This is a genomic window from Polaromonas sp. P2_G11, from assembly GCF_056403595.1.
Genome location: NZ_JBFUFE010000002.1, coordinates 494,215 through 506,879, shown reverse-complemented (window position 1 = coordinate 506,879; position 12,665 = coordinate 494,215). Strand labels below are relative to the sequence as shown.

The following is a 12,665-nucleotide window of genomic DNA, read 5'->3' as shown; positions in this document are numbered from 1 at the left end:
GTAAAATGCAAAATTCCTATCGATTGACTTGAAAATCAGATTAATGGCCGCATCCACCACCACCCCGAAAAATGCGGCCCGCCTGCCCGCACGCAGCCCCAACCTGTCGACACGCCAGCTGCGGGCATTCCTGGCGCTGGCGGAGCTGAGCAGCTTTACCCGGGCCGCTGCCGCCTGCCACCTGTCGCAGCCTGCGTTCAGCGCGCTGATCCAGACCCTGGAAGCGGAGCTGAACACCCGGCTGTTTGACCGCGACACACGCAGCGTACAGCTGACGGCCGAAGGACGCTTGTTTGAAACGCCGGCGCGGCAATTGCTGGGTGACTTCAGCGCCGCGGTGGGTGAACTGAGCGATCACGTCGAGCGCCGCAAGGGACGCGTGCATGTGGCGGCCCTGCCCTCGCTTGCGGCAGGCTGGCTGCCTTCCATCTTTGCGGAGTTCAGGCAGGCCTCGCCCGGTATTGACCTGAAACTCAGCGACCTGCTGTCTGACGCCTGCATCGAGCTGGTGCGCAGCGGCAAGGCCGACTTCGCGCTTGCCTCAACGGGCGCCACGCACGCGGGCCTGACCACGCAGCTGCTTTGCACCGACCGCTTTCACCTGGTCTGCCGCACGGATCATCCCCTGGCCACGGAAAAAGTACTGACACTGAAGAAACTGGCAGCCTTCCCGTTTATCCATATGTCGCGCAACAGCAGCGTGCGCCAGGCTCTGGACGCCGCGCTGCACCCGTTGCAGACCCATACGGTGCTGGAAGTCGACCAGCTGGCGACGGTTACCGGTATGGTTGAGGCAGGCATCGGCATCAGCGTGGTGCCGGCGCTCACGCTCTTTCACTTCGAGCGAAAGAACCTGCTGACGCGGCCGCTGGCCACGCCTGGCCTGTCACGAAAAATTTATACCGTGCGCCGGCAGGAAGGCAGCCTGTCCGTGGCGGCGCAGGCATTGCATGACCTGGTCATGGAACGCATGAAAGCGTGGCAACCCGGGCCGCAGCCGAAGCGCCGCAAACCCGGAAGGCCTTAGAGAGACCCCAGGTCCTGGACGGCATCCACCACCATGCTGGTGCCCAGCGCAATCAGCAGGATGTCGGTGGCGACACGCACATACTTGTGGCCCGAGGGCGGAGGGCCCAGACGCACCACCACCGATGCAGGCACCGGGTAATACACCACGCCGGCAGGCAGCGGTTGCCCGATGGCGTATTTTTTGGCCTGGCCGGGAGGCATGCAGCCGTTGTTTTTCTTGGCAAGGCCCGGGGGGCAATGGCCGGACTTGAATTGCTTGCCGTAGTAGTCCTGGAGCACCACACGCTGCTCGGGAACAAAATAGCCGCCGACCTTGACGTCTTCGCGGTGCTTCTTGTTGCCTTTGTCTTTTTTGCCGCCGTGGTCGTCCTGGTCTGACTGCTCCACCTGGCTGTGCTTGCCGCCCTTGTCCTTGTTCTTGCCGCCGCCGGCCCATTCGGGTTTCTCGGCAAAGCTCGCGGAGCACATCAGCGCGCCTGCCATCAAAAGTGCCAGGCTGCGGCCGGTCAGGCGCAAACCTGTTGTCGGTGTGTGTGTTGTTGTCATCGTGGTTCTCCAGTGGTTTTCTATACAGGGCTCGCCGGGCACAGGCAACAAGTGCACAGCATCCCCTTTTCAACGACGGCCTGCGGTTACCGTTGACAGGACTTTCACCTGCCGCGCTGCACGCTGCGGGCACGTCCGCACGGGCGTGCCGCTACACGCAGAGCTGCACAATTCTGGCGGCGAAACACAGCATGGGGATGTAAGGAAACAAGCTGTTTCACAGTCATACGTTGTCACGTATCTGGAGGTCTGGCGTTTTCTGCCGGCCACAATTACGACAGGAGAAAAACCTGACTGCTATATTTTTTATAGCTTCTCGCGCTTGTTCCAATTGGCCTGCAGGCATTTAAGACCTGCAAAACAATCAAACCTCAAATCACCGCGCTATTTTTTCGGCTCGGCAAACTTGAGCAGGCGTGTGGCCAGCAGCGTTTCAGCCAGGAAACAAACCAGCGCGAGAAGAAAGCACACCACGCCCGACAGAAAACAGACAGTGGCAATGCGCAGGGTCGGCAACTCACTCGTCTCACCCAAAAACAGCAGGATGATGGTAGTGCCGATCAGCATGGCGCAAAAGGTCAGAAAGGCGATGCAGATGTTGACCAACCAGCCACGCTGGCGCAACTCGCGCAGTTCGGCATACATGCGGTGCGCGCGGGCCTCTTCCACGCCGCCGGTCTCCAGCCGGTTCTCCAGGAAACGCGCGCGGTCGATGATGCGCGCCAGCCGCCCGGCGACGGCGGCGATCATTCCCGAAACAGCGGTGAGCAAAAACACCGGCGCCACTGCCAGTTGAATACCGTGGGTGACCGTTGCAAGGTCGGGCGCAAAGTTCATGCGGGGCTCCGGGGGTTCATGAAACGGGTATTGTCATGCAAACATCAGGCCAGCAGGCCTGCCGGTCGCCTGCCTTTGCGGACGATGCCCTACACGGATGTCGTCGCTGTCCGACAGCCCGCGGTGTGCGGTCGTCCCCACAATGAACTCCAAGGCAGTGCCCGCGTTGCCTTTTTCCCTGCGACCGCCATCGCGGCACAGCACCGAATTATTTCCACCAAAGGATTTCCCATGCTCGCCAATAACGAAGGACAGCGCGTCCCTGACGTGACCTTCAAGACACGCCAGAACGACCAGTGGGTTGACGTGAAAAGCACTGAACTGTTTGCCGGGAAAAACGTCGTGGTTTTTTCGCTGCCCGGCGCCTACACGCCCACCTGCTCTTCCACCCATTTGCCGCGCTTTAATGCGCTGGCCAATACCTTCAAGGCCCATGGCATTGACGACGTGGTCTGCTTCTCGGTCAATGACGCCTTTGTGATGAACGAATGGGGCAAGGCGCAGGAGGCCGGCAATATCACCTTGATTCCGGACGGCAATGGCGACTTCTCCAAAGGCATGGGCATGCTGGTCGACAAAAGCGATCTCGGCTTCGGCAAGCGCTCCTGGCGCTATTCCATGCTGGTGCGCGATGGCGTGATCAAGAAGATGTTCATCGAGCCCGAGAAGGAAGGCGACCCCTTCGAGGTTTCGGACGCCGACACCATGCTCAAGTACCTTGCACCGCAAGCCGTGGCGCCCGAGCCCATCACCCTCTTCAGCAAGCCGGGCTGCCCGTTTTGCGCGAAAGCCCGGGCCATGCTGGACGAAGCAGGTCTTAGCTACGAGGAGATCACCTTGGGCCAGGGCATCACCACCAGCACGCTGCAAGCGGTTGCAGGCGCGGGAACGGCGCCACAAGTATTCGCAGGCGGGAAAAAAATCGGCGGGTCGGAGGACCTGCAAGCCTGGTTGAAAGAGTCCCGACCAGAGCCGGAACCACGCCAGTTTCTCAGCTAGCCGGCTGCAGCACTTTCGCCCTGCGCCGGGCGCGCCAGCTGACCACCGCTTCGCAGGCGTCAAAGTGCTTGAGCAGGTTCTGCTTTTGCCGCTCGAGCAGCGAACTGGCGGCAATCATCTGCGGCCATGACTCACACGCTTTTCCCACTGCTTCATTGAGCACACCGCGCACGCGCGTTTCAAACATGCCCGTGGCGTTGCAAAAACTGCGCAGCGTTTTGGCGGTCAGCCTGGCCTGCTTTTCACCACCGGGCACAAAGCGCAGCGCGTGGCCCCTGCCGCCCAGGTAGGCCGCGTACGCCACCACGTCGTAGGCCGGAGACAGCTCGGGCGTGCGGCCACCCGGGTACACCACACCGAAGTTTTTGACGTGGGCGTCATAGTTGCCGAGCATTTCATTGACCATCACGCGGCGGATCAATTCTTCTGCAGCGCCCTCACCCAGGTGCGCCTCCAGGCTCATGCCTTCACGCAACGTCCGGGCCATGGCGGCGTAGGTTGCAGCGGGATGCGTGTATTTTTCTTCCGGCTGGATGCGCAGGATCTGCGCAAAGTCTTCGCAATGAATGTGGCCCTCAGGCCCGCGGTCAAAGCGCTTGACGGCGAGGAAATGCCGGCTTTCGCCAAGTACAAAGGGTTGCTCGGCGACGATCTCGTCCATGGGCGCCAGCCAGGCCTGGCACACGTTCACGCCGGCTGCCCGCGCAAGCCGCAGGGAAAGCTCTTCCACTTCGGGCAACAGGGCAAATTCGGCTGTGGGCAGCTTGGCGATGATGTGGATGCCTTGCGCGTCGCGGGTGCGCGCCACGTAGCGACCCGGCTGCTGCACCAGCGCCAGCTTGGGCTGAACGCCCGACAGCGATGTCGCGTCGGGCAAAGGATCGGCCGTGACGGACATTTCGAGCGCATCGTTGTGCTGTGTCACCACCCCTGCCAGCGCATCGGCATCAAGGTGCGCGGGATAGGCATACACATTGCCCGGCAAGTCTGTGCCGCAGGCAGCCAGCATGTCGAAATGGTCGTTCGGCCCGCAACCGCGCAACTGCTCCAGGTGGCGGCGCAGCGGCCCTTCGGGCAGCAGGTTCTGGAAGAAGGCCGGCAGGCGCCCGCCTTCGGCATTGAAGAATGGCGTGTTCACATAACTGCGCCAGAAAATCTCCCGGCGCTGTGGGTCGTCGTCGGTGGCAGCCCAGGAGAACACCGGCGAATCCGGGTTGGACCAAAAAACCTCGTCTGGAATGAAACGTGTGAGCGCGCTGCTGCCCGTGCCGTACTGGAACAGCAGGCCGGCACGCAAGGTGCCGATATAAATATCGAGCGCCAGAACGTTCATGGATTAGGGCCTGACGTTCTTGATGTTTGCCCCAGCGAGCTGGGAAGTTTCGGCCACGATGCGGTCCACCCGCGACAAGGCCGGCGCCGGCCCTTCGGCGGCTTGCGCCTGCAGCCCTGCAGCCACCACCTTGGGCAGCAGCAGCACCTCCAGCCCAAGCTGGTCGGCAATGGCCATCAGCGTGGTCACGCGTGGCGCCGTCTTGCCTTGCAAAACGCTGCGCACCGACAAAGGCGTCAGCCCCGTGCTTTCGGCAACGGCCTGGTAATCCAGCCCCAGGCGCTGGCGCTGGCTTTCCAGGTTGGCTGCAACTTCAGACAATGTTTTCATAGATAGAAAAATATCGTTTCTTGTTAAAACGATAGTATTTTATCTAATCAAACAACAAATATCAATACTAAACTAGCGTTTCATACAAAAACAATACTTAACCATCTATTACCGAGAGACTGACTTAATCCCTGCAGCGTCGCCGCATGCATGGGACAGCACGAACAGCTAGTCGGCATAAACACCGGCCGCCTTGATGATGGGCCCCCACCGGGCAATTTCGTTGCCCAGAAAGCTGCGGTGCCCGGCCAGCGTGGCACGGTCATCCTCCACGACCTGTATGCCTGAGGCAATTTGCGCCTGCCTGAAGGCAGGTGTTTTCATGGCCGTCCGCAGCACATCATTGAGCCGTTGCTGGATGTGCGGTGGCGTGTCCTTCGGCGCATAAAGGGCAAACCAGATGCTCAGCTCGACACCCGAAATACCGAACCGTGCCATGGTCGGAACGGCGGCGAGCGACGTGCCGGTCAGGGGTTTGGCGGAGGTCACGGCAATTGCCTTGAGCTTGCCGGCCTGGATATGGCCGACCGTCGTAGGGGTGGGGTCACAGATCATGTCCACATGCCCGCCAAGCAGGTCCGCCACTGCGGGCGCACTGCCACGGTAGGGCACGGTCGTAATGCTGACTTTCAATGAAGACTGGAGCAGCAAGCCGCACAGGTGCGATGACGAGCCCACACCGGCGTGCGCCAGCCTCACCTGCGGCTGCCGGGCCATCCAGCGGATGAGGCTCACCAAGGAGTCCACGGGCACCTGCGGCCGCGCAACCAGCACCAGAGGCGTGTCGACCACCACTCCCAGCGGCGCGAAATCCACATCCGGCTTGAAGCCCAGGTTCCGGTACAGCGCCGGTGAAGTCGCCATGCCGATGTGCCCCATCAGCAGCGTGTGACCATCGGCTGGAGCCCGCATGGCGATGACCGTGCCGAGGTTACCGCCGGCGCCGGACAGATTCTGGATAACCACAGGCTGGCGCAGCTGGGCCTGCATGGGCACGGCAAGCTCCCTGGCCAGTTTGTCCATGGGCCCCCCGGCCGCAAAGGGCACGATCAGGGTGACCGGTTTGGTGGGATAGGCCTCCTGAGCGCACGCAGACGCAGCGCAGAAGGCGAGCATGAAGGCAATGCAGATGGCTCTGGTCATAAATCCCCCTCGGGTTGGTTAAACGGATACGGATTGCGTTGCCAGGCCCCCGGCGGCAGGCGGCGGCCTGCGCGATGCGTCCACCTCGCGCGCACCAAAAGACAGGTGTTCGTTCACATCAAGCAGCGCATTCACTGCGGCTTCGTCCAGCCCGCACTGCAAGCCCACCAGGGCAGCCGCTATCGATACGCCCTCCACCCTGGACTTCTGGCAGGCACGGGCAACCAGTTCATGCGCGCGGTTCAGGCCGATGCGCCTGGCCAGCGCCATCTGCACGGTCTCGGTGACGATCGCCCCGTCTGTGAGGGCCACATTGCGCGCCATCCTTGCGGAGTCCACCACCAGTTCGTCCAGCATGGTCGTGGCCTGTGCCAGAAGGGCTCCCATCAGGGAGAAGCACAGCGGCACTGCATGCAGCTCGACATACCAGGCGTCCAGCGACCTTTCGTTCTCCACGAGCGCCGCGTCCAGCATCATCGGAGCCGTGTGGAACAGCATTCTCGACAGGGCGACGACGGACGACGCCGCGACCGGATTGTTTTTCTGCGGCATGGTGCTGCTGGCGCCCCTGCCAGCGGCAAAAGCCACTTCACCGACTTCCGTGCTGGAAAGCATCAGCAGGTCCCGGCCGATCTTTCCGAGCGTCGCAGCGATCTGCGACAAAAGAAGCACCGCCTCGGCCGGGCCGTCACGCATGCAATGCCACGCAACATCCGGTTCATTCAACCCCAGCTTTTGCATCAGGCGCCGGCGTGTTTCATGCCCCGCGCCGGAGAACGAAGCCAGCGTGCCCACGGCGCCACCCAGCTGCCCGGTCGCCACGCGCGGCACAGCCTCTGCAAGCCGGTCCATCTGCCGCAGCACGCCCGAATTCCAGACCGCAGCCTTGAAGCCGAACGTGACGGGCAACGCATGCTGCTGATTGGTCCGTCCGGCCTGGATGGTGCGCTGGTGGGCCGTGGCCAATGCGCCCAGCGCCCCCGAAAATTGCGCCAGCGAATCGCCGATCAGTGCGAATGCTTCCTGCATCTGAAGCGCCAGTGCGCAATCCATCACGTCCTGGGTCGTTGCGCCATAGTGGACATACTGGCCCAGGTCACCGCGGCACAGCTTGACCACCTGGTTCACCAGCCCCACCATGGGCAGGCCGACCATGCGTGTCTTCTGCCTGAGTTGCGCAAAATCAATGTTTTCGACGTGGGCAACGCGACAGATTTCATCAGCCGCATCCTGAGGAATCACACCCAGTTCAGCCTGCACGGCGGCAAGTTCACGCTCGAAACGAAGGCAGCGGTCGACAAAATTCCGCTCCGAAAAAATGCCCGCGATGGCCCCGCCGTCATGCAAATCACTGAAGAGCTGGTTCATTCGTCAGGCCCTTTGCGTTGCCACAGATGTTGCTAGGTGAAACAAACTGTATCCAATATGATGTCTCGGTAAAAACGATTTGTTGTGATCCCTCCGTTCTCTTTTAGCGATGGGTTGACCATGAATGTTCTGGGCCTGAAAACGTTTGCCGCCGTCGCCAGCCAGGGCGGCATTACCTCTGCCGCGCAAACGCTGCACACCGTGCAATCCAACATCACCCAGCGCATCCGGATGCTGGAATCGGAGTTGGGCCTGGCGCTTTTCAAGCGCCATAGCCGGGGCATGGAACTGACGCGGGCAGGCCAGCGGCTGCTGCCCTATGCCAACCGCATCGTGGCGCTGATGGATGAAGCGCAGGCCGCGGCCAAAGGAGAGGAAGACGCTCCAGCTGTCCTAACAATCGGCTCAATGGAGACCACCGCTGCGGTCCGGCTGCCCTCGCTGCTTGCCGCATACCGCCGCGTGCTTCCGCAGGTGGCCATCTCGCTGGAAACCGGCCCGACCGCGACGCTGATCGAGGCCGTGCTCACGCGGCGCCTGGACGGCGCGTTCATCGCCGGCCCGCTCAACAACCATGCGCTGGTCAGCCTGGTCGCGTTCGAAGAAGAACTGGTGCTCGTCTCGTCTGCCAGCTGGGTGCGCCCCAGTGAGCTCGGCAGGCGCCTGGAAAACGGCGCGGCGGCGATCATGTTCAAGACCGGCTGCTCTTATCGCCAGCGGTTCGAACAGCTTCTGAGCGAGCGCGGCTGGCCCAGGTACACCCGGCTTGAAATGGGCACACTGGAAGGCATCCTGGGCTGTGTTGCCGCAGAGGTCGGCATCTCGCTGCTTCCACGGTCCATTGTCGAAAACGCGGCCAACAGGTCCGCCTTACGCTGCCATCCATCGACCGGCAAGAAATACGCCGTCAAAACACTTTTTATCCGCCGGCGCGACGAGCATCCCGGCGAAGCCTTGCAGCAATTCATGAACCTGCTGTAAGCCAAGCGCATGGCATCAGAACACAGCCCCTAACCAAATTTGCGCGCTGCATCCAGCGCCAGCCCGGCGCCGATGCTGCCGAAACGGTCGCCTTCCACACTGCGTGCCTGCGGCAGCAATGCTGAAATTTGCTCACGCAGCAAAGGCACGCCGCTGGAGCCGCCGGTGAAAAATACGGTATCAATGTCGTCGGCGTTGACAACCGCGTCCTTGACCAGCCCCATCACGGTACGCGCCACGGTGCCGACCAGTTCACTGATGGCCGCGTCGAAATCGGGCCGGTGCAGGGTCAAGGTCTCGCCCGGTGCAATGCGCCCCAGGTCCATGGTGGTTTCAGGCGCGTCAGAAAGCGCGATCTTGGCCGCTTCCACCTGCATGGCCAGCCAGTGCCCTGCCCGTTCGCGCACCAGGTTTTGCAGGCGGTCCAGTTTGTCTTTCTCGATTGCGCCGCGCCGGATATCGCTGATCTGCGTCCACGACTTCTTGCTGTAGACCTGGTTGATGGTGTGCCAGGTTGCCAGGTTGAAGTACTGGGCCGATGGCACCTGCAACCCGCTGTGAAGCAGGCTGCCCAGGCCCAGCGTGGGCATCACGCTCGCAAGGCTCAGGTATTTGTCGAAGTCGGTGCCGCCTATGTGCACGCCGCCGCTGGCCAAAATATCATCACGCCTGTCTGCCTTGCGGGCACGCTCGGGCGACAGGCGCACCAGCGCGAAGTCCGAGGTGCCGCCGCCAATGTCAACCACCAGCACAAGCTCTTCACGCCTGATCTGCGACTCGTAGTCGAACGCCGCCGCAATCGGCTCGTACTGAAAGGCAATTTCTTTGAGGCCCACCGCGTGCGCGATTTCGGCCAACGTGTTTTCAGCCCGTTTGTCAGCCGCAGCGTCGTCATCCACAAAAAATACGGGGCGGCCCAGCACGGCCTGGTTGAAGGGCTGGTCTGCAGCTTTTTCAGCGCGGTGCTTGAGCTCGCCAATGAACTGTGCCAGCAGCACACGAAACGGCAGCGCGCGGCCGGCGACCTCGGTGTGCTCATCAATCATGGCCGTGCCGAGCAGGCTTTTGAGCGAACGCATCAGGCGGCCTTCATGGCCGGCCAGGTAATCGGCCAGCGCCGCCCGGCCATAGCTGACGTGCTCGTCTTCGGCATGGAAAAACACCACCGACGGCAGCGTCGGTTTGCCGTCTTCAAGCGTCAGCAACGCGGCTTGCCCGGGCCGGCTCCAGCCCGCAGTGGAGTTGGAGGTGCCGAAGTCGATCCCGCAGGCGCTGGACGCGGCGCTCACCGCCCGGCCGGCTTGGCGAAGCCGCTTTCGGCCCACGCCACGGCGCTGGCGCGGTTGAGCTTGAAGGACGGCGCCACGCGCACCTGCGCGAGCTCTTCGCCCGTTTCGTCGGCGGCGCTGAGCAGGCCGTGCGGGTTGTCTTCGTCCGGAACGATGTCGAGCGAAACCGTGATGCGCGCTGCATTGGCCGTCACGGTGATGCTTTGGTGCAGCGTGGCATGCAGCTGTTGCTCATGCCTGCGCACAAATTCGGAAGCAGTTTTGACCAGCGTGCTGAAAGCCGGGCCATCCAGCGGCTTGGGATTTTTCTTGTCGCGGCCCATGGTCCACGGGCCGACCAGCGCGGGCTCGGGTTCGCCGTCCTTGATCATGGCGACAGCCCAGCCGTCGTCGTCTTCGTTCTTGATGACCTTGGCCGTCCAGCCGTCACCGCACCAAAGGCGCGGCTCCTGGATGTTTGGCGGGGTGTCGTGGAGAGATTCATCGGCCGGGCCGGCCGGCAGGGTGCGGGAGTCAATCAAAACGCAGGTCACTCGGGTCGGGCACCCCGGCAGCGGGGCCAGGGGCAAATTCAGGTGTACGCACCGCCTTCAAATAACACGGTGCGCCTCGGACCCGGATTTTACCGCCCGCTCACAAACCCAGGTCGCTCAAGCCCGGATGGTCGTCGGGCCGGCGCCCCAGCGGCCAGTGAAACTTGCGTTCGGCGGGCTTGATGGGCAGGTCGTTGATGCTGGCGTGGCGCACGGCCATCAGGCCGTTCCCGTCGAACTCCCAGTTTTCATTGCCGTAGGAGCGGAACCAGTTGCCCGCATCGTCGTGCCACTCGTAGGCAAAACGCACGGCAATGCGGTTGCCGCCAAAGGCCCAGAGTTCCTTGATGAGGCGGTAGTCCAGCTCGCGCACCCATTTGCGCGACAGCAGGCCCGCGATTTCTTCGCGCCCCGTGACGAACTCGGCGCGGTTACGCCATTTGCTTTGCGGCGTGTAGGCCATGGAAACACGCTGCGGCTCACGCGTGTTCCAGCCGTCTTCGGCGGCACGGACTTTCTGCACGGCGGTTTCAAACGTAAAGGGGGGAAGCGGTGGCCGTGATTCCATGAAGATCTCCTGGGGTTGAACAAAATGGGCGAAATGGGCAGAAAACCAGATGTAGACAGATTTGTCTACTTTGATGAAATTCTGTCACATGTAGACAGATCTGTCTATGTCGCATCTACAATGACGCCATGGACCTCTCCACCCTCCCCGCACGCGAGCGAATCCTCGTCACGGCACACGAACTTTTCTACCGCGACGGCCTGCGCGCCACCGGCATCGACCGCATCATTGCCGAGTCGGGCGTGGCCAAGCTCACCTTCTACCGGCACTTTCCCAGCAAGGACGAGTTGATCCGCACCTTCCTGGACTACCGGCATGAACGCTGGATGGGCTGGTTTGTCGACGCGCTGGGCCGCCATGGCGCGCGACCCGGCGGCGGGCTGGCGCCGCTGGTGCAGGCCATGGCCGAATGGTTTGCCGACCCGGCGTTTCGCGGTTGCGCTTTCATCAACGCCGTGGCGGAAGTGGGCGGCACCCTGCCGGGTGTGGCAGACATTGCACGCCGGCACAAGCAGGACATGCAGCAGGTCATTGCCGATTTGCTGCCCGGTGGCGCGGGCCAGGCAGAGGCGGCGCGGGCAGCCGCGCTGGCAGTGGACGGCGCCATCGTACGGGCGCAGATGGACGGCGCTGACGCGGCGCTGGCGGGCCTGCGCCTATTGCTGAACGGGCTGGACAGTCCGGCCGGCAAAGCGGGCGGCCGCTAGGTTTTTCCAGGCCGGCGCGATTTTTCTTTGGGCCGCGACGCAAGCGCAACACCCGCACGCTCAGCCACCTTCACGGCGGGGCGTTTGCCCGACGCCACCCACTCGCCGTAAAAGTCGATCTTGCTGTCCAGCAGCTTGAGTGCCAGTTGCCATTCGGCAATCATGTCCTTGACCTGCGCGCGGTGCGCGGCCAGCAGCGCCTGCCGCTGCCTGAGCGTGCTGCTGCCCTGCTTGACCAGCGCGGTGTACTCCCGCATTTCGGCAATCGACATGCCGGTGCGCCGCAGCCGGTCCATCAGGTCCAGCCAGCTGATGTGCAGATCGCCATAGACGCGTCGGCCGCCGGCGTCGCGCGTCACGCCGGGGATCAGACCCTGTGCCTCATACCAGCGTATGGTGTGCACGCTGCGCCCGGTGCGTGCGGCAAGTTGCCCGATCAGAAAACTTTCAGCCATGCCCGACTGTATAACGGCTCAGGCGGCCAACGCGGGCGCCTCCAGCGCAGCGCTCACCAGGGCGGTGTCGAAGTACTCCGTCAGCTCTTTCATTTGCCCGCCTTCCATGCGGCAAACATAGCAATAGCGGTTGTTGTAGGCCTTGCCGGCATGGGTGGTAACTTGCCCGCGGAACTCGATGACGACCATGTCGCCGTCGGCCATGACGCGCTCTGTGGTGCTGACATAGGGCGTGGCGAACTGGGCAAACAGCGGCCGCAGCAGCTCGGTGACGACGGCCTGCTTGCCGCGGTAGGTGCGCGACCAGGGCGTGCTGCCCTCAAGGGTCCAGCAGAAATCGTCTGCCATGGCGTCGACAAATGCCTGGCCGTTGCCTTTGTCCAGTTCAGCCATGACCTCCTGCATGCGCAGGCGGTTGGCCGCTGTGATGTCGGTGGTGGGTGCTGCACTCATGATGAAACTCCTTGAAGGCTTCTTCGCATCGACTGCGAAGTGGGTATGAAGTGGGTAAAGGCCGGCAACATTGCCAGGGCCCTGAAAGGATTGG

At 62.5% G+C, this 12,665-nt stretch carries 15 protein-coding genes; 4 read left to right on the top strand and 11 right to left on the bottom strand.

Translation table 11 applies throughout. From position 1 onward, the window contains the following. Positions 1-43 precede the first annotated feature (43 nt). Positions 44-1,027, top strand: coding sequence for a LysR family transcriptional regulator (locus AC1DWQ_RS08915; protein ID WP_477669616.1), 984 nt, complete (start codon positions 44-46; stop codon positions 1,025-1,027). On the opposite strand, the gene AC1DWQ_RS08910 is transcribed toward AC1DWQ_RS08915, so the two are convergent. Further along, positions 1,024-1,575, bottom strand: a complete 552-nt coding sequence (locus AC1DWQ_RS08910) for a hypothetical protein (RefSeq protein ID WP_477669306.1) — start codon at positions 1,573-1,575, stop codon at positions 1,024-1,026. The two genes, AC1DWQ_RS08915 and AC1DWQ_RS08910, sit on opposite strands and share 4 nt — an antisense overlap. A gap of 384 nt (positions 1,576-1,959) precedes the next feature. After that, the gene (locus AC1DWQ_RS08905; RefSeq protein ID WP_457280618.1) at positions 1,960-2,412 is read right to left on the bottom strand and encodes a DUF2721 domain-containing protein; all 453 of its coding nucleotides are present in this window, start codon (positions 2,410-2,412) and stop codon (positions 1,960-1,962) included. Between the two features lie 231 nt (positions 2,413-2,643). On the opposite strand from AC1DWQ_RS08905, the gene AC1DWQ_RS08900 reads away from it, so the two are divergent. Continuing rightward, complete coding sequence (locus AC1DWQ_RS08900; protein ID WP_477669305.1) at positions 2,644-3,411, top strand: glutathione peroxidase; 768 nt, start codon at positions 2,644-2,646, stop codon at positions 3,409-3,411. Here AC1DWQ_RS08900 and AC1DWQ_RS08895 read toward each other — a convergent pair. From AC1DWQ_RS08895 to AC1DWQ_RS08880, 4 genes are all read right to left on the bottom strand, one after another. Further along, on the bottom strand, positions 3,404-4,744 hold the full coding sequence (locus AC1DWQ_RS08895) for a type II toxin-antitoxin system HipA family toxin (RefSeq protein ID WP_477669304.1): 1,341 nt from the start codon (positions 4,742-4,744) through the stop codon (positions 3,404-3,406). The two genes, AC1DWQ_RS08900 and AC1DWQ_RS08895, sit on opposite strands and share 8 nt — an antisense overlap. A 3-nt stretch (positions 4,745-4,747) precedes the next feature. After that, positions 4,748-5,074, bottom strand: a complete 327-nt coding sequence (locus AC1DWQ_RS08890; protein WP_477669303.1) for a helix-turn-helix domain-containing protein — start codon at positions 5,072-5,074, stop codon at positions 4,748-4,750. Positions 5,075-5,242: 168 nt separating this feature from the next. After that, entirely contained in the window at positions 5,243-6,217 is a 975-nt protein-coding gene (locus tag AC1DWQ_RS08885; protein ID WP_477669302.1) for a tripartite tricarboxylate transporter substrate-binding protein, read from the bottom strand. Positions 6,218-6,235: 18 nt separating this feature from the next. Continuing rightward, positions 6,236-7,585 carry a class-II fumarase/aspartase family protein gene (locus tag AC1DWQ_RS08880; protein WP_477669301.1) on the bottom strand — a complete coding sequence of 450 codons (1,350 nt, stop codon included), beginning with the start codon at positions 7,583-7,585 and terminating at the stop codon, positions 6,236-6,238. A gap of 120 nt (positions 7,586-7,705) precedes the next feature. On the opposite strand from AC1DWQ_RS08880, the gene AC1DWQ_RS08875 reads away from it, so the two are divergent. Beyond that, complete coding sequence (locus AC1DWQ_RS08875) at positions 7,706-8,566, top strand: LysR substrate-binding domain-containing protein (protein WP_477669300.1); 861 nt, start codon at positions 7,706-7,708, stop codon at positions 8,564-8,566. 29 nt (positions 8,567-8,595) lie between these two features. Here the strand turns inward: AC1DWQ_RS08875 and AC1DWQ_RS08870 are convergent, their stop codons facing one another. The 3 genes from AC1DWQ_RS08870 to AC1DWQ_RS08860 all read right to left on the bottom strand — a co-directional run bounded on the left by AC1DWQ_RS08870 (position 8,596) and on the right by AC1DWQ_RS08860 (position 10,956). Then, positions 8,596-9,855 (bottom strand): Hsp70 family protein, encoded by a 1,260-nt coding sequence (locus tag AC1DWQ_RS08870; RefSeq protein ID WP_477669299.1) that lies wholly within the window; start codon positions 9,853-9,855, stop codon positions 8,596-8,598. Further along, positions 9,852-10,376 carry a hypothetical protein gene (locus AC1DWQ_RS08865; RefSeq protein WP_477669298.1) on the bottom strand — a complete coding sequence of 175 codons (525 nt, stop codon included), beginning with the start codon at positions 10,374-10,376 and terminating at the stop codon, positions 9,852-9,854. Before AC1DWQ_RS08865 ends, AC1DWQ_RS08870 begins: the two co-directional genes overlap by 4 nt. Before the next feature lie 112 nt (positions 10,377-10,488). After that, on the bottom strand, positions 10,489-10,956 hold the full coding sequence (locus AC1DWQ_RS08860) for a nuclear transport factor 2 family protein (RefSeq protein WP_477669297.1): 468 nt from the start codon (positions 10,954-10,956) through the stop codon (positions 10,489-10,491). Between the two features lie 128 nt (positions 10,957-11,084). Between AC1DWQ_RS08860 and AC1DWQ_RS08855 the strand changes: the two genes are divergently transcribed. After that, positions 11,085-11,663, top strand: a complete 579-nt coding sequence (locus AC1DWQ_RS08855; protein WP_477669296.1) for a TetR/AcrR family transcriptional regulator — start codon at positions 11,085-11,087, stop codon at positions 11,661-11,663. Here the strand turns inward: AC1DWQ_RS08855 and AC1DWQ_RS08850 are convergent. Next, a complete protein-coding gene (locus tag AC1DWQ_RS08850) occupies positions 11,660-12,118 on the bottom strand; it encodes a MerR family transcriptional regulator (RefSeq protein WP_477669295.1) in 459 nt (152 codons plus the stop codon). The two genes, AC1DWQ_RS08855 and AC1DWQ_RS08850, sit on opposite strands and share 4 nt — an antisense overlap. 18 nt (positions 12,119-12,136) lie before the next feature. Beyond that, positions 12,137-12,571 (bottom strand): nuclear transport factor 2 family protein, encoded by a 435-nt coding sequence (locus AC1DWQ_RS08845; protein ID WP_477669294.1) that lies wholly within the window; start codon positions 12,569-12,571, stop codon positions 12,137-12,139. Between the last annotated feature and the right edge of the window lie 94 nt (positions 12,572-12,665).